The sequence below is a fragment of the Paenibacillus illinoisensis NBRC 15959 genome (genome assembly GCF_004000925.1).
GTDB classification, from domain to species: domain Bacteria; phylum Bacillota; class Bacilli; order Paenibacillales; family Paenibacillaceae; genus Paenibacillus; species Paenibacillus illinoisensis.
The window spans coordinates 241,319-261,903 of record NZ_BIME01000010.1 but is presented as its reverse complement, the minus strand read 5'-3'; the positions used below and the strand labels follow the sequence as shown (position 1 = coordinate 261,903).

The window sequence follows — 20,585 nt, the reverse complement described above, 5'->3', positions numbered from 1 at the left end:
ACGGGGACTTGCCGCTTGGCATGTCTGAACAAACTTACTTATCCAAGAATGATGGGATTTCCCGACAGGCGGAGCGGAACAAAGAAATCATGTTCCACTTCACTTGCTGGCAGTGGACGGCTGAAGTAGTATCCCTGAATTTCCCGGCAGTCGTTCTGCATCAGGATATCCAGTTGTCCTTTGGTCTCAATGCCTTCAGCAATCACGTCCATCTTCAGATTCTGCGCCATGGTGATAATCGTCGCCACAATCGCCTGGTCACTCTGATTCTCGGTGATGTCTGTAACAAACGAACGGTCGATCTTCAGCTTATGAATCGGAAAATGCTTCAGGTAACTCAGTGAGCTGTACCCTGTACCGAAATCATCCAAGCTAATCTTGACTCCGAGTGAAGTAAGTTCATTCAGAATGCCTGTTGAGACTGAAGCATCCATCATCATGCTTTCCGTAATTTCAAGTTCCAGGTAACGGGCTTCCAGGCCTGTTTCCTCAAGGGCATGCTGAACCTGCTCGACGAGATTGGACTGATGAAATTGCTGACTGGACAGGTTTACCGACACCGGAATTAACGGACCGCCGCTGCCATGCCATTGTTTCATCTGTCTGCAGGCTTCCCGCAGCGTCCAGTTTCCAATGTCATAGATGATCCCCGTTTCCTCAGCAATAGGAATAAACACATTCGGTGCCAATATTCCCTTGTGGGGATGCTTCCAGCGAATCAGGGCCTCCACACCGATCATCCGGCTATCAGACGTGCGAATCTGTGGCTGGTAATACAGGAGCAGTTCATTGCGTTCGAGTGCTTTGCGCAGATAACCCTCCAGCTCAATACGTTCATACAACTCGGAATCCAGCTGTGTGGTATAGAACTGAAATCCGTTTTTGCCATTTTTCTTGACTTCATACATGGCGGTGTCCGCATGCTTCAACAGGGTATCGACTTCCGTTCCATGCTCCGGGTACATGGCAACACCGATACTGGCTGTAACATAAAAATCATTCTCTTTTAACCGGTACGGCAATTGGATAGCTTCAACAATTTGTTCCGCCAGGCTGGCCACACGCTCCTCTTTCCCCTGTTCATTCATGACGACCAGTGTGAATTCGTCACCACCCATTCGGGCCAGCATCACGTTATCCATGCCTTTAGGATCGGATGCACGGATTGCCTTAAGAATTCGGTCGCTGACCTCCCGCAGAAAAACATCTCCAATGGAATGGCCTAGCGAATCATTGATCATTTTGAAACGGTCAATATCCATCACCATCACGGCAAACGCATGATTGGATATTTCGGAAGCTGCAATCGTTTCAGCAAGCACCTCATCCAGTTTACGTCTGTTCGGCAGCCCGGTTAGTGGATCATGCGTGGCCTGATGGCGTATCATCTCCTGCGCCTGTTTCTCCTCGGTAATATCCTTGATCTGAATATGGCTGCCGACATCGGTTCCTTCAATCAAAACAGGCACTACGCTAATGCTTAAATCCAGATGCTGCCCATGGAATCCTTTCATACTCGCCGTATAATAACGTTGTTCAAGGCTTGCATTCGTCAAGACAGGGCTCTGAGGCTCGTTTGAACTCCAGTGGATCTCAATATGCTTCGATATTTCATCCAGGGAGCGATTAATCACCAGCCGCTCCGGATATCCTGTAATTCGCGTCACCGCTGCATTTATGCCCTTAACCCTTCCCTCATTGTTTACCGATATAATGGCGTCTGAATGGTTCTCATACAGAGCTTGATACCACTGCTCATTTTCACGAATCCGCTGATCTTTTATGGACATTCGTTGATTGATATAAATGCCAAAGAGCGTCAGTCCAAGGGTAAGGAACGTACCAGCAGCAACCAGGTATGCTAATAGCCCCGGTTCAATCTGCATCATGGAATTTACCATCTGGGCATGCGAATGCTGATGAAACTGCGCAGCAGACATCCCTGTATAATGCATACCTGTGATTCCCAGCCCCATAATGAGCCCACTGCCCAATTTGTAAACCCATGTGAACCGTGTCCGGTGCTGGCTCAAATAAAACATAAGCCATAGTGCTGCAAAGGAGGCACCTGCTGCGATGAGTACAGAAGCAAGCACGATATCTGCCTCATAACTGATTGGAACGGACATGGCAGCCATACCAACATAATGCATACTGGTGATACCTGCAGTCATGAGCAGACCGGCAGCAACAATCTGGCGCACATTGCCCGATTTCCGGCCTGCAATGTGTAACGCAATCCCTGATGCAGCAACTGCGAGCAGGACGGACAGAACAACTTTGTCCATGGAATAAGAGACATGCATGGGAAGAACAAAAGCCAGCATACCGACAAAATGCATGGACCAGATGCCAAGTCCCATGGACATGGCACCGCTGGCAAGCCATACCCTTCTGGATATTCCTTTCGCCAAGCTTACCCGGCCAGCAAGGTCAAGTGCAGCATATGATGCTAGAGCAGCAATAATGTAAGATAAAACAACCAGTTCCAAGTTATACGTTCCATGTAGATGTTCCACTCTGTCTTTCCTTTCAACCGGGAAGTATCTTGTATGTAGGCATAATGTAAAAAAGAAGGCAGTGCACTGTCCGGGTGACAGGCACTCCCTTCGTTTCATTTAGACTCGTGACCACCAGCTTCCACAGCACGGCAGCCATACATCAGAAACCCGTTAATAGTGATGTATATAGTCTAAACGTCCTAGTGACGAAAATCAACACTTATTTCCAGTATTAAGGAACATGAATATACGTTGTTAAACTTTAAAAAATGAAGCGATTTTACCATGAAGATTCCTTACGGCATTTATGTATTCTGCTCTCGTTTTACATACCCAATAAGCACAGCCATCAGCTGTGCTTAATTCGTGGAGTGTTACCCTTTGACAGGTGCAGTGGTCTGCCGGACAACCAGATTGGACGGCTCCGTAATAACCGGCGGAGAATAATCCGGATTTTCAATCATCGCAATCAGATACTCAATCGACTTGATGCCGATCGAATAGATGTTTTGATTAATCGTGGTCAACCCCGGCTTAAATACCTGAGCGTAATACGTATTGTCGAAGCCAACGACTGAAATGTCTTCAGGCACGCTTAGACCGTGTTTCTCAATCTCATGAATCGCGCCGAATGCGGCCATGTCTGAAGCGCAGACGATTCCTGTTGGTTGATCTTTCAATGCCAGCAATCGCCGTGCAGCCTTGCTTCCCTCTTCAAAGGAGTAGTCACATACCTCCAGATACACGGTTGAATACGGAATACCGCACTCGCGCAATCCTTCACGGTAGCCTTCCAACCGAAGATTGGCTACGGCGGGGCCGAGTGTACCCGAGATATAGGCAATCTTGCGATGACCCAACTCATGCAGATGCTTAACACTCATTGCAATCGCATTGGAATTATCCGTAGTAATATATCCGGCCCGTTTGCCAAACAAGTCTGTATCAATAAACATGGTCGGAATCTCAGCTTGAACCAATTCCTCAATACTTTTGTTGTCTCTTCCTTCTCCGAACACAACAACGCCATCCACATTCCGGCTGCGGCAATGTTTGATAAACGAGTATCCCGGATCGTCGAACCGTGTGGACAAACGCACAAGATCATAACCGCTATTCTCCAGTGCTGTCTTGATCCCTTCCAGCAATTCCGAAACAAACGGATTGGTAAAAGGAACTGTGAGCAGCACCCCTACCGTCCATGAACGGCGTTTTACAAGTCCGCGTGCCACCACATTCGGTTGATATTTCAATAGTTCAATGGCTATATTGACTTTTTTGCGAGTTTTGTCACTTACATCGGGATAATCGTTCAGCACTTTGGAAACGGTTGCAACAGATACGCCCGCTTCTTTGGCCACATCATGGATAGAAGCCACCTGATCACCTCAACCTCTTTCAAATCCCCTGTCTCCGGCTGCATTTACTATGACATTCGGCAGGTTTGTCTACCCATTATAGCTTAAAACAGCCAGAAACGGTATCGCAGGATCCTGGGATGCTAACAGCCTATATTTGCCTGTCCAGTTTTCTCAGATCCAGTGCGAGTTTCTCCATCGTGGTTGCAAATACCGCAAGTTCCTCCGAACGTGAAGCTTGGCGTCTCGCTCCTTGAGATGTGTGCTGTGACTCTTGTTGTACACTTCCAAGCTTCCTCATAATTTGTTCGAGATTCGTCTGAATTTTTCCCTGTGCCTCACGGGAACTTGCGGCAAGCTTCCGGACTTCACTTGCAACAACCTCGAACCCCCGCCCGAATTCGCCTGCATGTGCAGCTTCGATGGCGGCATTCAGGCCAACCAGATGACTTTGCTCCGAAATTTCACGAATGAGTTCTCCCATCTTGCCAATCTGATGGATCTCATCTGTTAACGCCTCCAGCAATTCATGGGCTTGATCCTGCGAGGCAGCGGTTTCTTTCGCGACGTCCGAAATAGCCTGGGCATTCTCGTTCAATTCACAGATCATTCCCGTCAGTTGCTGGGTAATCTGCGTAACGGCCGTCAGAGTATGCTCCTGTTCTGCAGCAAGCTGGTGCAGCTTTTCCTTTTCCTTCTTCTCATAAGCTTCAAGGACCAGCTGGGCGTCGAGATTAAACATTTTGCTCAGCGCCTGAATCACACGATGCCAGGAATCAGGGATGACTTGCTGAAATATGCTTGTGGCAATATCGAGATAAACCATATATGTCCCCAGGTAATAATCTTCAGATAATCCAATGCGTGAATGTACCAATCCAATCGCAATACGCTGTTCAATATAAGCCTCGTCCACTATGCCGTCCGTCATGGACAGCCAGTACATTTGCTGCGTTTCTTTCAACCGTTCAATGGAAGAAAACCGTGTAATCATCTCTGCGAGTTCAGGATACCCTCCGACATGATTATAAAAGTGATCCACCACGTCATGTACAACCTTTTGGAATACTGGCCTGTGGTCGGCAAGCAATTGCAGATCCGCTCTGGTGAGTCCAATATAATCGAGTTGCTTTTGTCTTGCTGCAGTAATACTCATAACTAGTTCCGTCAACTCCTTAATAACTACTAAAAAACACCAATTTGTAAAATTACTGTACCGATTATAGACTAAATGGCCTAAATTTACATATACCATTAGAACTAATTTGTCATGAATTTGACTTCTTGTGTCAGTTTTTCCGCGAGTTTCATCGATTGTTCATGCAAAAAGACTCCTTCACCTGCCGTGAAGGAGCCTCACAGCAGGCATCAGGAGCCTGATCCGGAATGGTTTTGAACCTGTTAGCGATTCAGCAGACTGCCCACATAACGCAGCAGTTCATTTGCGCTGGCTGCCGTATATCCATGTTCTTCGATTAGGCGTTTGATAACCTCGTTCATCCGTTTCAATTGTGTAGCATCCGGTGTTTTGGTTGAAGTTGTAATCTTGACGATGTCTTTCAGGTCTGCGAACAGCTTCTTCTCAATCGCTTCCCGCAGTCGGTCGTGGCTGCTGTATTCAAACTTGCGCTCTTTGCGGGAGTATGCTGAAATTCGGATTAGAATCTCTTCCCGGAATGCTTTTTTCGCATTTTCGGATATGCCGATCTGCTCCTCAATCGAACGCATTAAACGCTCATCCGGATCCATCTCCTCATCGGTTAACGGATCACGGATTTTGGACCAGTTGCAGAAGGCCTCGATGTTATCGAGGTAATTTTCGAACAGCGTTTTGGCAGACTCTTCAAACGAATACACAAATGCTTTTTGCACTTCCTTTTTGGCCAGTTCATCATATTCTTTACGCGCCAGGGCAATAAAGTTCAGATAACGCTCGCGTTCTTCTTTGGTAATGGAAGCATGCTGATCCAGACCGTCCTTGATTGCCCGCAAAATATCCAGCGCGTTAATGCACTGAAGGTTTTGCTTAATCAAAGCACTGGATATCCGGTTGATGACATAACGTGGATCGATGCCGGACATGCCTTCATCCAGATATTCATTTTGCATTTCACGCAGATCGGCTTCCTTGTAACCCTCCACTTCCTCACCGTCATACATCCGCATCTTTTTGACGAGATCCATGCCTTGTTTTTTCGTTTCCTTCAGGCGGGTAAGTATGGAGAAAATGGCTGCGGTCCGCAGCGCATGCGGCGCAATATGAACATGTTTCATGTCACTTTGCTGAATGAGCTTTCCATAAATCTTCTCTTCTTCGGAGACCTTCAGATTATATGGAATAGGCATCACAATCATCCGGGATTGCAGGGCTTCATTCTTTTTATTCGAAATAAACGATTTGTACTCAGACTCATTGGTATGAGCAACGATCATCTCATCGGCACTGATTAAGGCAAACCGGCCTGCTTTGAAATTGCCCTCCTGCGTTAGCGATAAGAGGTTCCACAGAAACTTTTCATCACATTTCAGCATCTCCTGGAACTCCATCAATCCACGATTCGCCTTGTTTAATTCCCCGTCAAAACGATACGCACGCGGGTCGGATTCGGAACCAAACTCGGTAATGGTCGAGAAGTCGATGCTGCCCGTGAGATCTGCGATATCCTGGGACTTCGGATCGGACGGACTGAATGTTCCGATCCCTATTCGGTTGTCCTCGGAGATGATAACCCGTTCTACCTTGACCCGGCTGATATCCCCGCCATATTCGGTACGAAGTCTCATCTGGCAGGATGGGCACAGGTTGCCCTCAATACGGACACCAATCTCTTTTTCCACTTCGGGACGAAGCTCCAGAGGGATTAAGTGCAGGGGTTCCTCATGCATCGGGCATCCCTCGATGGCGTATACGGCACCCTTTTCCGTCCGCGAGAACTGTTCAAGACCGCGCTTCAGCAAAGTGACGAGCGTCGACTTCCCTCCACTTACCGGACCCATAAGGAGCAAGATCCGTTTCCGTACATCCAGACGACGTGCTGCCGAATGGAAATATTCCTCGACCAGCTTCTCAATGGAGCGATCCAGTCCAAAAATCTCCTGTTCAAAAAACTTATACCGCTTATGCCCCCCGACTTCTTCCACGCCAAATGATTCGATCATCTGATACACTCGTGCGTGAGCCGTCATTGCCGGAGTCGGGTCCTCTCTCAGCAGAGCAATATAATCTTCAAATGTTCCATTCCAAGACAAACGGTCACTCTCTGCCCGATATTCCGCAACGCGTTCAAAAATATTCATGCTTGGTACCTCCCATGGCTCCTTTAGTGTGATTGTCAACCATTCCGAATGGTATGAAGAAATCAATAGAATTGCAGCTCCTGCTTGAATACCAATCTGCGGTCCGGATTAGTCCCGCCACCCTCTGTCCAAACGTCTTGTATTGTTGTGAAAAGTGTATTACATACCTATGCGGCAAATCGGATAAGTTGACCTCTTTTTTTCAATTCACGATTCAGAATTTCAGCTTTTCCCTGTTCTATCAGACATCTTGTGCCCTCAGAAAAAAAAGCACGGTTATGATATAATTAAGGTTCTAAATTCAGGGAACCGGACAACGTCCCGCCATGGACGACTTCTTGGGAAAGGAGGAGGAATGATGGCAGTAAAATACGAGACCGAGTTATATTCGCCACTAAAAGCCTTTTTTGAAAAGCAGGGATTCCTGATCAAGGCTGAAGTCAGACATTGCGACCTCGTCGGAGTCAGATCCGATCAAGACGAGCCCCTTATTGTGGAGATGAAAAAAACCTTCAATCTTTCGCTGTTGCTTCAGGGGATGCAGAGGCTAAAGCTTAGTCCATTCGTTTATCTGGCTGTAGAGCGCAATCGGAGCAAACGCGGGGCTGTTAACCAGCGCTGGAGCGAACTCACAGCACTGTGCCACCAGCTCGGGCTTGGCTTGATTACGGTGACGTTCTATAAGACCAAGTCACCATTCATTGATGTGCTGTGTGAACCTGCGGCATTGAACGGTACACACCGGATTCCTTCCCGTAAAGGTGGGGTAAGGCGTCAACGGCTGCTGAGGGAATTTGAAGAACGCAGCGGAGACTACAACACGGGCGGCAGTACCCGCAGGCAGCTGGTAACCGCATACCGGGAGAAGGCGCTGCGTGTTGCCTCTGCCCTGCGAAGCCAAGGTGAAGCTTCTCCTGCCATACTCGCAAGACAAACCGGAGTCGGATCGGCTGCAGCCATTTTGCAGAAAAATTACTATGGTTGGTTCGAACGATTGTCACGCGGTAAATACGTACTTACGATCAAAGGGGCACAAGCCCTAACAGAGCATTCTCATATGCTGGAAGACCATGATACGTTGGAACATGATCTAATGGTGCCAGGGAGTCTGAACTCCTCAGAGGATTTTATTGTGGAAGAGCTAGGAGAAATTGCGGAGGCAACGGAGCAGTATCGGGTACTCCAAAACGAAGCTTCTGGCCCATTGTCCAAAAATAAATAAACAGTTAAATAAATAAAGATAAATGTTTCAGCAATCATGATGCATACAAAAGAGCCTGTCATCTCGGAGGAGATCACAGGCTCTTGCTAAATGATTCTATATAATAGCGATTAGAAGCTTGCTGCTACTTCAGCTGCCAATTTCAGGCCAGCATCCACGATCTCTTGGGAACGATCAGGTGAAGCATTGTGACCTTCAACGATAACGAGTTCAGGGTTTTGGATACCCCAGAAGTTCAGTACGTTTGTTACATATTTTACGGACATTTCAGCAGATGCCATTGGCTCAACGGAGTAAACGCCGCCACGTGCATTCAGCAATGCCACTTTTTTGTCGCCAACCAAACCTACAGGGCCTTCAGCTGTGTATTTGAACATTTTTCCAGCTTGGCTCAGGTAGGAAATGTAGTTTACCAGTGGTGCAGGAACAGTGAAGTTCCACAGTGGGAATGCAAATACTACTTTGTCAGCTGCCAGGAATTGATCTTGCAATTGTGCTGCGAGTGCAGCAGCTTGCTGCTCTTCAGCAGTTGCTTCGATACCGTTAGCTGCTTTATATCCACCTGTAATTACAGTGTTACCGTAGTAAGGGATATCTGTATTGTAGAGATCCAGCTCAGTGATGGTGTCACCTGGGTGGGATTCTTTGTATGCGCTCAAAAATGCATCGTACAATTTTACGCTGACTGCTTGATCCGCAGGACGGTCGTTTGCTTTTACAAATAGAATATTGGACATGTTCGTTCCCCCGTTAATTAAAATATATGAGTGTTTCTCCTGAAATCGCGTTGAATACAACATATATAAAGAAAACAACAACTCATTAATACATATTATATATAAAAATGTTAGTGGATGCAATAACGTAATTACTTTGGGTAATGAACTCTTTTTATTTGTTCTTCAAAATTTCATATATTTACTTAGGAATCGCAGTTCTCACTTTCTTTTGAAGAAAGCCGCTTTGGCTCTCTTAATCATTCTGCTAATTGCGAGCGGTGAATTCTGAGATAGCTTCACTGATCAGGTTCATGCCCAGCAGCAGCTCGTCGCGTCCAGGATGACTAAAATTCAATCGAATGTGACGGTGATCCTGGACACCCGTGGAGCAGAGAGAACCTGGCAGAAAGGACACACCTTTGGAAAGTGCCACTTTGAGCAATGCTCCGCTATCCAACCCCTCGGGGAGTTGAACCCACAGGTACATGCCCCCTTTGGGGATGGTATATTGAACCCCTTTCCAGCCAGGCCTTTTGAGCAACTCAAGCATCAGCTTCAGTCTGATTTTGTACTCCCGGTTTAGCATGGAGAGATGGTCACTCCATTTAAATGGAGAATGGGCGAGCAGCTGATATAATAACCGCTGATTCATTGGACTGGATTGCCCGTCTGCAATCCGTTTGACTGAAGCCATGGCTTGTATCAAGGCAGGATGTCCTGCTGCCCAGCCCGTGCGCAGGGCAGGTGCAACCGTTTTGCTGAACGAACCAATATACAGTACATGCCCGCCTTGATCAGCAGTATCGAGCGCAAATAACGAAGGAAACCTGCGATAGAAGTCTGCCGTCTCCAGACCGTCGAAGTGAAGCTCTCCATACGAGTCATCCTCAACAAGCAAAACCCCGTAACGAGAGCACAGATCAAGCACAGCCTCTCTCCGCTCCATGGACCATAGCACGCCCGTCGGATTCGAGAAGCTTGGCGCAGCAAAAAGCAGCTTCGGTCTAAGCTGCTGCATGTGGTGCTCCAATAGATCTGGCAATATGCCGTCTGAATCGCCAAGGACAGGCACAATTTTGGCCCCTTGCATTTCCAGAACTTCAAGACAACCCGGAGAGGTAGGGTGTTCTACCAATACGGAATCCCCTGGCTCCAGCAGCAGACGCATCACCAAATCAATTGCCTGCTGGGTTCCTGTGGTTAATAAAATCTGCTCTGGCACTGTACGTATGTCTTTTCGGATATTCCAGTCCGTGTCCAGCCACTCTCTCAGAGGCCTGTAGCCTGCTGGCTCACCATACTGAAGAGCAGATGGCCCAGAACTGAATACAGATACGGCCGCTTCTTCCAGCAGCTTGAACGGAAATAATTCCTCTGCAGGTAGCTCTTCGGCCAGAGAAATGAAATAATCCCGGCCAGACATCTCACGAATATCCCGGAGTGGTGAAGACAACAGCCTGTTTGTACGGGAGGCGAAGAAATATTTCATCGGTCCGTTCCCCTTTCATCAATTCCGAACTGTGCTCGCAGTCCACAGCCACTTCAACCTATTCCTGCTGAGCGCCGAATATGACGATTGGACCTGCCTCCTGATTCAAATCCTGCACCTTTATAAATGAAGAACGGTTATCAGGATAGCGTCTTGGCCTGTCTCGCATATAAGGCATAGCGTTCAATAGCTTGCGCGCGGCTGCTTACATCCAGCTTCACATAAATTTTGCGCAGATAGTTATCAATGGAACGTCGGCTGACGTTAATCTCACTGGCTATTTTATCATAGGTTACGCCCTGAACAATTCTTTCCATGATAAAAGTTTCGGTTTCTGTCAGTTCCACCAGAAATTCTTCTCCCGGAGAGTCAGACGGCTGAGCCCATTCAGTGCTTGTAAGCCAGGAGATTGGAATGGATACGCATCCCTCCCGCAACCCGGAAATTAGGTGAATCAGCTGGCTAGGGGAAGCCTGTTTCGACAGCATGCCGCTTGCACCAAGACCCATAAGATGACGAAACAACTTCACATTGTCTTCATCTGTCAAAATAATAACATGACTATGCACGGATGCATTCTTCATCTGAGTAATATATGGATCTGCTTGCCCTTCAGGAAGCCGATAATCCATCAAAATGAGATCAGGTTGATGAATCTTCACCAATTCTAGTCCTTCTGTACCTGTTGAGGTCATTCCCCGTACAAGTAAATCCTGCTGCTCTTCCAATATCAATTTGGTACCCAGCATGCTGGTGGGGTGGATATCTACGATGACCACCTGCCATACTTTTTTCATGATTGTTCCCCCTGGTTATGTATTGGACAAATACTTTTCTACTTTTTTGCCTTGATTCTATCACCATACTTGCGACAGTCCGCGTATAGAAGAAGCAAAGTCGAATAATGTCGAAATATGATGAATAAATGGATGAACAGCCATACATCTGCTTTATTTCACCAAAACTGCATCATGACATTGCAATATATATGCCTCACTCATGCAAAATATAGTATAATTTTCCTGCATCTCTAGCTAAAAAGGTCGAAAATCCTGCCCAAAGTTCCTACTTATTGCATCTATAAGAAATTGTATCCTAGGACTTCCATCCGATGCAATCTCTTTTTATCCTATTAGTTAAAGAATTTCATTTTTGCGTAATCAATAGTGGCATGATAGAATGAGGATTGGAATTTTTTTTACCTATTAATAACCAGGAGTGATGATATGAAACCTTCTGCTCAACCTTCTGACATCCATCACACCCGGAGCGCCAAAGGCAAGGCCGGATCTTCAGTCAAGCTTTTTCTGGTCATGTGGATTGTTCTCATTGCACTGGGAGTTGTGGGAACCTACTACTATAGTAACCATCTTCAGAAGCAGATGCTAAGTCAGATTCAGGCCCATAATCAGCAGCAGATTGCCGCGCTAAAAGCGGACTACGAAAATCAGCTAACAACGATATCGAAGGAAGTAGCCGACCTGCAGGGACAAGTTCAATCCTTCAATGAGCTGCTGACGTTTACTAAGGATAATGCAAGCGACAAAACGGATAACAGCAATAAATTATACACCCAGCTGAGCGAAGTCAAAAAGCAACTGGAAACCCTCCAGAAAAAGATGGACCTGCTCAAATGATTACACCCGTAAAACAGGTTAATCGTTTTTTTATGCTTGCACTTGCTCCTTTTATTGGATTGATCATCTGTTTGCTGCTGCTTCGCCCCCCGCTTGAACCCGTGGATGTGATTCATTCCGGACTGTCAGAGGAAACGATTACTCCCCAGACCCAGGCTATACGCCAGGAGCTTACTGGGGCCAAGGAAGCTGCCGTTCAAACTTCTTCTTCTATTAAAAGAACGACAGAGCTGTATAATCGTACGACCAGTACGATGTCTACCATTGTACAATCCGCGTCGGTACAAGCCGCACGTCCGGAAACGATATACAACCAGCGTATTTCGTCCAAGCTTGGCGTTCCCATTGAGCGGGTTAACAGTGACCGGCTTACGATTGAACTCTATCGAGTGAACCCTGGCACGTACAAGGGTTACGCGATGAAAGTTAAACTGAAGGACCCTACGGCCATGAAAATGGCTATGAGCAGTGAACCAGGAAAAGCCGAGACAACCATGCAGGCCGTTAAGCGAAATGGTGCGATCGCCGGAATCAATGCAGGCGGATTCGCAGATAGCGGTGGCAAACGATACCCGCTCAGCACAACGGTCATGGACGGTAAATATGTGAACGGCTTCCAAGCCAGTTTCAAGGATCTGTTTTTTGTAGGACTTAACGATACGGGCAAACTGGTAGGCGGCAAATTTTTTGATAAAAACTCCCTGGACCGCCTTAAACCACAGTTCGGCGCAACTTTTGTACCTGTCCTGCTTCAGAACGGCAAGAAAACGGCCATTCCTGCCAAGTGGAAGGCATCGCCCAAGAGGGCTCCGCGTACCGTAATTGGCAATTACAAGGATGATCAGCTGCTTATTATCGTCGTGGATGGATATAACGAAAGCGGAAGCTCTGGTGCGACTCTTGAGGAGCTTCAGGGTCGATTATACAAACTGGGCGTAGTGGATGCCTACAATCTGGATGGCGGCGGCTCCTCCTCGCTAATCCTGAACAATCGGGTTGTGAACAATCCATCAGACGGCAATCTCAGACCTGTCCCTACTCACTTTTTATTTTACAAATGATCCTGTATAGGCATTCCTTTTCTTCCTTTATTGGTTATAATAGAAGAAAGTGCTAAATGTACAGGAGGTGGCAAGTATATGTCGTTCTCATTGACATTCTGGATTATTGCAATTGTACTTGCATTGTTCATGACAGGCATTTTCACTGCAGCCTACAACAACGACAAAACCAAGGGCCTTTAATGGCCAAGCCTCTCCTTGTGAGAGGCTTTTTTATTGTGTTCATATACCAAGAGACAAGGCTTAAAAGAATGCTGTAATTCTTCTAAGCCTTGTCTCTCGGGGTACAGCATCGACATTGTTGAAGCTATTGCTGATGATACAATTTACGGGCTCGTCCTCTCGCATCAAGAGTTAACCACCCGTTCATGACGAATAGGCAATGAGATTTCTTGTGGAACCTGTCTGCAAACTGAACCGCCTTCCACCAATGTAACGTAGATTCGTTCATGATCCACCGGTTCACCGGCAATAATTTTAATTAACTGCTCCGCTGCAAGGGAACCCCACTTCCTTTTGGAATAATCAATGGTGACCAGCCTTGGTTGAACATATTTGCTCAGTTCAATGTTGTCAAAACCGATTACATCAATATCCCGGCCAATCTGCAGCTCACTTTCAGCCAAGCGATTACACAGTCCAATGGCCATCTCATCATTAAGACAAAATACTGCAGCCGGTCTCGTATACTCTTGAATAATGAACTCAGCTGCCTGCTCTCCGCCACTTTTCTCAAAATCTCCCACAATCTCGATCCATTCCACATTTGCTTCCCGCTCGGTCACTTGTCTTACCGCTTTCATCCGCTGTGCCGAGTCAAATGAACCCTCCGGACCGGTTACGACATATATCTTCGTATGTCCTTGCTCAATCAGATGTTCCATAGCCAGTGTAGCTCCTGCCTTGTTATCCAGCAGTACCTGATTGATATTCGGATGATGAAGCTCCCGGTCAAGAACGACAATTTTATGTCCCCGATCGGCATATTGCAGCAGCTCTTCGCTGGCAAACGTATGATCGAGTATAACCGCCCCATCAATCATTCGCTCCGGAAGCATCCGGTGGGACTGCTTACCACTGCAGACAATCAAGTCATAGCCCTGAGCGTTGCAAACTGTCTTCATTCCACTAAGCAAATCCCCGTATACATCTCCGCTAAAGTCTGTCAGAAATACACCGAGAATTTTGGACTCCCTTTTCTTCAACGTACGAGCGGCAGCGTTCGGAACATAGTTCAGCTCTTTGGCAATGGCCAAAATTTTGGAGCTGGTCTCATCTGTCACTTTATTACTGCCATTCAGCGCATAAGACACGGTGGAGATTGAAACCCCCGCCTTTTTGGCGATATCCTTGATACTGACCACAATCTTCGCTCCCCTGTTATTTCATCAGGCCCTCCGGGCTGGAGGACCTGACTTCTTGAATAGTTGGTAAACGGACTAACCTCTTATCTGATGACACTCCGGTTACAGAATCTTCTTTCGATCGCTGTTACCCCAGAGTTCTTCTGCCATCTTTAGCTGTAAATCTCGATCACGTTACCTTCGGCCAGACCTTGTTCAAGGGTTGTACGCGAAATACGCAGTCCCCCCTGACGATAAGGCTGCTGCAGTCTCGTCGTCTCCAGTTCCTTGCCGTTCAGCAGCACACGTTGTACCGTTTCTCCACCAAGATGATAGACAAAGGTCACATTCTTTCCGTTATATTGGAAATCAAAGTGCAGGCCATCCAGACTTGCCGGAAGGATGGGATCAATGACGAGATCCTCTTCCTCTTGACGGATGCCCAGTGCGTTCGAGATCAGTTGGTTCATGTAAATCCCTGGTCCGCTGGAATAGATTCTCCAGCCGCCTTTTACCTGAACATCACCGGTGCGAAGCTTATCGAACTGCTCCTGCGCATCGTAGCGGTTGTTAAATTTACCATCAGAACTGCTGAAGTAAGCATTGCTCTGGCGGAGATCCGCATTAGCCACGACTTGCTGAATACCCACAGGATTGATGATGCCAAGGCCGTTCCATACTTCCTCGGGATTACCAAGTTTCGCCATGGCTTCAATGTAGCGAATATGTGCATGCACATATTGCAGACCAACTTCACGACCGAAGTTGGACGCCTGTTCAGCACGTTTGAAATGTGTGCTTACCCCTCCATCGTATTGAGCTGGGCGGTTCATAAGCCGCACACCGTCCGGGCAGAACAATTTTTCCTTAATCAAACGATAGTGGGACGCCGCCTGTTCGGGCTCCAGAAGCTCCGCAATCATGCTGCGTGTCATCGGCAGCAGACGGTACTGAATGCCAGTCTCGCTGTCATCCGGATGCAGCATCCGCTTGGCTTGCTCTGGATCTTCCATATATACGAAACCAGGAATAACGTCGGTATCCAGCATATATTTGTTGAAGTCCTTTTTAACTCCTGCAGCCATGCTGCTTAATTCTGCCGCTAGTTCCGGCTTCACAGGCTCAAGTGCTCTGGATAGTTGACTCAGTGTTTGATACGTAAGGGCAACGGTCCAGCTGCTGACCATATACTGTTTCAGTTGGGCATTTGCGGGTTGAAGTGTATCATCCCAGTCTCCATCACCATACGAGGAAAGGAATGTATCGTGCAGGAAGTGGCTGCGGATATATTCGAGCTCTTTCTGCGCATGCTCCAGCACTGATGCTTTCTCTTCACTAAAATGGAAACCATGTTTAACGGTGTAAGGAACCTCTTCATCCAGAATGGAGTAATCCTTGGTCGCAATCAGGTAGTCACTTAGTACTTTAAGCGGCCATACAATGATATCTCCATGACTCTCTTCCTGCTGAATTTTGAAATAACGGTCAAACATGAACCATTGCGGCCAGTTGCCGTCATCCTCATACTGGTGCGAATACACCATTTTCAAAATATCGCGGACCTGTTCATATTTCTGCGTAGCCATAAAGTATTCGACCGGCCCCTGACATACATCCCGTGTTCCCCAAGCTGCGCCGCCATATTGCTCCAAACCGTGCGGAACGGAGTAATGGACCAGCATATTATGGGTATACCACCATGCAAGCGCATTGACCTTAAACAACTCTTCTGGATTCGGCTTCCCAGGACGCGACAGATGGAAACCGTTCATGACTTCCGCATAAAATGCACGATAAGCATCCACTTCTTCCTCGAAGCTGCGTGTGGACAACTCCACACTTTCTCCTTCAAGCAGGCCTTGAATGGTCATTGTCCATTCAGCCGTACTCCCCAGCTGCAAGATGAAAATGGATCCGTCACCCGAATTTACACCACTCGCCAGACGGGTCTCGTCGCCAACTTTCACTCCCGCTCCGCTCACTGACATGCGATATTCCAGATTCGGGTATTCCTTGGCGCTGAGGCTGTCCGTATTCGCCTTAATGCGAAGTTCACCGTTCTGTTCGGTGACACGGGCAGGCAATTCGTATTCATTCACATTCATGGTGATCTGATTGGTGATCAGGTAGCGATAAGCGATTCCTTTTTCCGATTTCACATGCAAACGTATTTCAGGAGTATCCAGTGTTGTATAGTTCGTGACAATCAGCGTGTCCTGATCCGTTTTGTAATACCAACGCACATAGTTGAAGCCCATCTCGAAGAGAGATGGCATGGTGAGCATATGGAAGACTCCGCCCATTTCCACGTATATCCGCTGACCGGAGGATTTCGCGATATTCAGCGCACTGCGGGCATTGCTCATCATTTTGTTAAAGTTCGTATTGCCCACAACGATGTGTGAGTTAAAAATACCGTACATATAGGAAGTCGTCGTAATTACATTCTCGCCCAGTTTCACATTGTTTCCGCTCATCAGAATATGACCGTGCGGACGCTCCACGCGCATTTCCTTTTCCTTGAGGACGATATGCTCATAAGTGTCTGTGAAAAATGCCAACAGTTCGCCATCGGCACGTTCTTCCTGTTGTCTGGTTGAAGCCGGGAAACGGGCATTCACTTCGTCATCAGACATAGCCAAAGTACGAAGCGGCTCACCCAGAGTCGGGTTCAGGGAAACTTTAGGCAAAGCGTTGGCAGAGCTAGCTGCAACAGCTCCGTTCCCTGTACTTTTCGCTTCATATTCGTTCCAGGCCTGTTCCACAACATCCTTATATTCCAGTTCCTTAATGGCTGCCGCATGATTCGCCTGGAACAGGCCGTAGAATACAAAGCGGGCTTCGCCATTCAAAACCACAGTTTCTGACTGAAGGGCTGTATATGCAAATTCATATTGATACACTTCATTCGCCAGCGACGGTTTAAGCAGGCTTTCCGGAATGTTCGTTTCCTTGTAGCTTAAGCCAAAGAATTGGAATCCATCGGTTGAATACCCCGTAGCACGAGTTAGAGATCCCTGCTGCACATAAGGAAATACCCCACCCTGGGGTTGATTTTGCCTGGATGCTACGACATAGCCCCATTTGTCATCCTCGAAGACCGTATGATCGATATATTGCGAAAGATAGGCTTCATTGCTTCGTACCGCTCCGGGGTCAGCTATGCCAATGTCTTGGCCGTAGATGACATCCACTTTTTCCCCGTGGCCGTTAACCGTTACATCCCAGAACCAGACTCCCCGAGCTGTCGGTGCAAAAACAACCTGATAAGTCACACCTTCCGCATTTCCCGCCCACACCAAGCGGTCTCCGTCCTGTTGAACCTGGCTCTCGGAATGGATGCCGAGCATGGGAACATAACGAATACTGGATTCGTCATGAAAACGCAAATAGAGATTATTCATGGACCCGTCCACCGGGCTTGTCATTAATTGATTGATCATGGCCTGTCCACTTACAGCCTGGAAGAGATCACCGCTCTCCCAGAATGTGAAGTTCAGCTCGCCGGCTTGAATGTTGATTTGCGATCTAGTCATCGTATTCATGTATCTATTCATATCCTCCTATCCTGCCTTCTTCCCCTGCCAAGCAGCCTTGAAGAAGGCAGTGCATCTTCACTGCATTTTTATGCCAAATTCCAATAACTTGCGGTAACTTGCATTCATTACACCAACTTGAATGTGCTTTCCAGGGTATCGCGGCTGTTAGGCCCGACAAAAATCTGGAATGTCCCTTTGTCACTGCGGTAAGTCAGATCGGAATGATGATAGCGAAGTTGTTCCTCATTTAACGAAAATGTAGCCGTACCGCTCTCGCCTGGCTCGAGAGCAAGTTTCGTATAGCCCTTCAGCTCACGCATCGGACGTACGACCTCACCGGTTACATCACGCACATAGAGTTGAACTGTCTCCACACCTGCGCGCTGTCCGGTATTCGTTACACGAACCTGGATGCTGATTGGTTGATCGGCAGTCATCTCCTGGCTGGAGACTTCCAGATCAACGTATTCAAACGTGGTGTATGACAAGCCATAGCCAAACGGAAGCAGTGGATCGTTCGGGCTATCAATATACTTTGAAACATAACGTTCTTCTGTTTTCTCCGGGTTCAGAGGGCGTCCTGTGTTGAAGTGGTTATAATACACCGGGATCTGACCGACGGACTGCGGGAATGACATCGTCAAACGTGCCGATGGATTCACTACGCCTGTGAGAACATCAGCAATTGCTGCTCCGCCTTCACTACCAGGGAACCACGCTTCAAGAACGGCATCAGATTCTTCAAACACACCGTGCAGATCCAAAGGACGACCATTAAAAATCACGCTAGCTATCGGTTTACCTGTTGACTTCAACTGTTTGATGAGTTCAAGCTGAGCTGCTGGCAGACGAATATCGGTACGCGAACCACCTTCACCGCTCATTTCAGAATCTTCACCCAGAGCCAGAACAATAAGGTCTGCTTTGCTCGCCGTTTCCATGGCTTCAGCGATTTGTTCCGAGGTGATCGTATGAACTCCACTTCCTTGGGCCATGTGAACCTGTCCATGCTGCAGACGGTCCTGCAGTGCCGTTCCCAGCTTGACAGCATCCGCCTTCACGCCTTCACAAGACCACCAGCCGAGAATGTCTTCACTCTGGGCAAAAGGCCCAATCAATGCGACATTCGCTTCCGGCTGAAGCGGAAGTACGCTGTTATCATTTTTCAGCAAAACAGCCGATTTGGTTGCCAGCTCGTAGGATACCTGACGATGTTCCTTCGAGAATACAATCTCGCGCTCGCGTTCCGGGTCAGCGGCACGAAGTGGATTGTCGAACAATCCCAGTTTTTCTTTTAGCTGCAGAATACGGAATACAGCTTCATCGATAAGCTTCTCTTCCACTTCACCGCTCTGGATCAGCTCAGGCAGATGATTAACATAACAAGGGGTCATCATCTCGATATCCACGCCTGCGCGAATGGCACGGTATGCCGCTTCACGATCATCTTCAGCTGCACCATGCGCAATCATCTCGCGGATGGAAGCCCAATCCGAGATCAATACACCATCGAAGCCCCACTCGTCACGTAAAATGTCACGCATCAACTTTTCATTACCGCTTGCTGGGATGCCATCGACTGTATTGAACGAAGCCATCACCATTTCGACACCTGCATCCAGGGCAGCTTTGTATGCTGGCAAATAATACTCACGCAGATTGCGCTCGGACATATCTACCGTGTTATAGTCACGTCCGCCTTCAGCAGCACCATATGCTGCAAAGTGTTTGACACAAGCAGCGAGACGATCAGGCTCATCTTTCAAACTGTCCCCCTGATACCCACGTACAAAAGCAGCCGAGAACAGGCTGTTGAGATATGGATCTTCGCCTGTCGTCTCCATCACGCGGCCCCAGCGTGGGTCACGTACCAGATCCACCATTGGAGAAAATGTCACATGCAAACCGGATACTGCGGATTCGCGGGCTGCAATCTCTGCACTTTTCTCAGCCAAATCCGTATCCCATGAACACCCAATCGCCAGTGGAATCGGGAAAATCGTTTTAAAACCATGCACGACATCCGCCATAAATAACAGCGGAATACCGAGACGGCTTTTTTTCAGATAGGCTTGTTGTACATCAATAATAGCCTGTGCGCCTGACAAGCCCAGGATGGAGCCACTGGCAACGACAGATTGCTCTGTAATTCCCATTTCTTCCATCGGTCCAGTAATCTGGCCTTGGGCATCCGTCCCTTCGTAAAAATTGGCGGTCAATTGAAGAAGCTGAGCGGTTTTCTCCTCCAGCGTCATCTGTTTGACCAGGTCAAGCAACTGCTCATTATTCATATCCGTTATCCTCCACTGCATGTTGTTGAAATAAAGAACCCGGCTGCGTTCGGGGAGAGACCGCGCACCGGGTTCAGAATGGTGGGCTGACAGAATTGTCCTGTCATGTCCCATCTTGTTAACTACTG

General features: G+C 47.6%; 13 protein-coding genes. 3 read left to right on the top strand and 10 right to left on the bottom strand.

The genetic code is table 11. From position 1 onward, the window contains the following. Window positions 1-38: 38 nt before the first annotated feature. The 4 genes from PIL01S_RS22510 to PIL01S_RS22495 all read right to left on the bottom strand — a co-directional run bounded on the left by PIL01S_RS22510 (window position 39) and on the right by PIL01S_RS22495 (window position 7,156). On the bottom strand, window positions 39-2,519 hold the full coding sequence (locus PIL01S_RS22510; RefSeq protein WP_127539461.1) for an EAL domain-containing protein: 2,481 nt from the start codon (window positions 2,517-2,519) through the stop codon (window positions 39-41). Window positions 2,520-2,875: 356 nt separating this feature from the next. Beyond that, complete coding sequence (locus PIL01S_RS22505; protein ID WP_095359062.1) at window positions 2,876-3,880, bottom strand: LacI family DNA-binding transcriptional regulator; 1,005 nt, start codon at window positions 3,878-3,880, stop codon at window positions 2,876-2,878. A 130-nt stretch (window positions 3,881-4,010) separates the two neighbouring features. Continuing rightward, entirely contained in the window at window positions 4,011-5,015 is a 1,005-nt protein-coding gene (locus PIL01S_RS22500; RefSeq protein WP_127539460.1) for a globin-coupled sensor protein, read from the bottom strand. A 245-nt stretch (window positions 5,016-5,260) separates the two neighbouring features. Then, complete coding sequence (locus PIL01S_RS22495; RefSeq protein WP_095288253.1) at window positions 5,261-7,156, bottom strand: PrkA family serine protein kinase; 1,896 nt, start codon at window positions 7,154-7,156, stop codon at window positions 5,261-5,263. 358 nt (window positions 7,157-7,514) lie between these two features. On the opposite strand from PIL01S_RS22495, the gene PIL01S_RS22490 reads away from it, so the two are divergent. After that, entirely contained in the window at window positions 7,515-8,378 is an 864-nt protein-coding gene (locus tag PIL01S_RS22490; RefSeq protein ID WP_127539459.1) for a DUF2161 domain-containing phosphodiesterase, read from the top strand. A gap of 110 nt (window positions 8,379-8,488) precedes the next feature. On the opposite strand, the gene PIL01S_RS22485 is transcribed toward PIL01S_RS22490, so the two are convergent. The 3 genes from PIL01S_RS22485 to PIL01S_RS22475 form a co-directional block, all read right to left on the bottom strand. Continuing rightward, a complete protein-coding gene (locus PIL01S_RS22485; protein WP_371859981.1) occupies window positions 8,489-9,178 on the bottom strand; it encodes an FMN-dependent NADH-azoreductase in 690 nt (229 codons plus the stop codon). A 184-nt stretch (window positions 9,179-9,362) separates the two neighbouring features. Next, window positions 9,363-10,586 carry an aminotransferase-like domain-containing protein gene (locus PIL01S_RS22480; RefSeq protein WP_127539457.1) on the bottom strand — a complete coding sequence of 408 codons (1,224 nt, stop codon included), beginning with the start codon at window positions 10,584-10,586 and terminating at the stop codon, window positions 9,363-9,365. A gap of 140 nt (window positions 10,587-10,726) precedes the next feature. After that, window positions 10,727-11,383 (bottom strand): response regulator transcription factor, encoded by a 657-nt coding sequence (locus PIL01S_RS22475; protein ID WP_095359066.1) that lies wholly within the window; start codon window positions 11,381-11,383, stop codon window positions 10,727-10,729. A 429-nt stretch (window positions 11,384-11,812) separates the two neighbouring features. Between PIL01S_RS22475 and PIL01S_RS22470 the strand changes: the two genes are divergently transcribed. Continuing rightward, window positions 11,813-12,223: a uroporphyrinogen-III C-methyltransferase gene (locus PIL01S_RS22470; RefSeq protein WP_095359067.1), complete on the top strand. Its 411-nt coding sequence runs from the start codon at window positions 11,813-11,815 to the stop codon at window positions 12,221-12,223. Next, a complete protein-coding gene (locus PIL01S_RS22465; RefSeq protein ID WP_127539456.1) occupies window positions 12,220-13,284 on the top strand; it encodes a phosphodiester glycosidase family protein in 1,065 nt (354 codons plus the stop codon). The genes PIL01S_RS22470 and PIL01S_RS22465 overlap by 4 nt, the downstream gene beginning before the upstream one ends. Before the next feature lie 347 nt (window positions 13,285-13,631). On the opposite strand, the gene PIL01S_RS22460 is transcribed toward PIL01S_RS22465, so the two are convergent. From PIL01S_RS22460 to bglX, 3 genes are all read right to left on the bottom strand, one after another. Then, a complete protein-coding gene (locus PIL01S_RS22460; RefSeq protein ID WP_127539455.1) occupies window positions 13,632-14,648 on the bottom strand; it encodes a LacI family DNA-binding transcriptional regulator in 1,017 nt (338 codons plus the stop codon). 152 nt (window positions 14,649-14,800) lie between these two features. Then, window positions 14,801-18,172 carry a GH36-type glycosyl hydrolase domain-containing protein gene (locus tag PIL01S_RS22455; RefSeq protein ID WP_127539454.1) on the bottom strand — a complete coding sequence of 1,124 codons (3,372 nt, stop codon included), beginning with the start codon at window positions 18,170-18,172 and terminating at the stop codon, window positions 14,801-14,803. 119 nt (window positions 18,173-18,291) lie between these two features. Beyond that, window positions 18,292-20,457 (bottom strand): beta-glucosidase BglX, encoded by a 2,166-nt coding sequence (bglX, locus tag PIL01S_RS22450; protein ID WP_127539453.1) that lies wholly within the window; start codon window positions 20,455-20,457, stop codon window positions 18,292-18,294. Between the last annotated feature and the right edge of the window lie 128 nt (window positions 20,458-20,585).

What these genes read in the sequence shown, in the direction of transcription:
- PIL01S_RS22500 (WP_127539460.1), bottom strand. Translation starts at nt 5,015, where the DNA reads ATGAGTATTACTGCAGCAAGACAAAAGCAACTCGATTATATTGGACTC.
- PIL01S_RS22495 (WP_095288253.1), bottom strand. Translation starts at nt 7,156, where the DNA reads ATGAATATTTTTGAACGCGTTGCGGAATATCGGGCAGAGAGTGACCGT.
- PIL01S_RS22490 (WP_127539459.1), top strand. Translation starts at nt 7,515, where the DNA reads ATGGCAGTAAAATACGAGACCGAGTTATATTCGCCACTAAAAGCCTTT.
- PIL01S_RS22485 (WP_371859981.1), bottom strand. Translation starts at nt 9,178, where the DNA reads ATGTTGTATTCAACGCGATTTCAGGAGAAACACTCATATATTTTAATT.
- PIL01S_RS22480 (WP_127539457.1), bottom strand. Translation starts at nt 10,586, where the DNA reads ATGAAATATTTCTTCGCCTCCCGTACAAACAGGCTGTTGTCTTCACCA.
- PIL01S_RS22475 (WP_095359066.1), bottom strand. Translation starts at nt 11,383, where the DNA reads ATGAAAAAAGTATGGCAGGTGGTCATCGTAGATATCCACCCCACCAGC.
- PIL01S_RS22470 (WP_095359067.1), top strand. Translation starts at nt 11,813, where the DNA reads ATGAAACCTTCTGCTCAACCTTCTGACATCCATCACACCCGGAGCGCC.
- PIL01S_RS22465 (WP_127539456.1), top strand. Translation starts at nt 12,220, where the DNA reads ATGATTACACCCGTAAAACAGGTTAATCGTTTTTTTATGCTTGCACTT.
- PIL01S_RS22455 (WP_127539454.1), bottom strand. Translation starts at nt 18,172, where the DNA reads ATGAATACGATGACTAGATCGCAAATCAACATTCAAGCCGGCGAGCTG.
- bglX (WP_127539453.1), bottom strand. Translation starts at nt 20,457, where the DNA reads ATGAATAATGAGCAGTTGCTTGACCTGGTCAAACAGATGACGCTGGAG.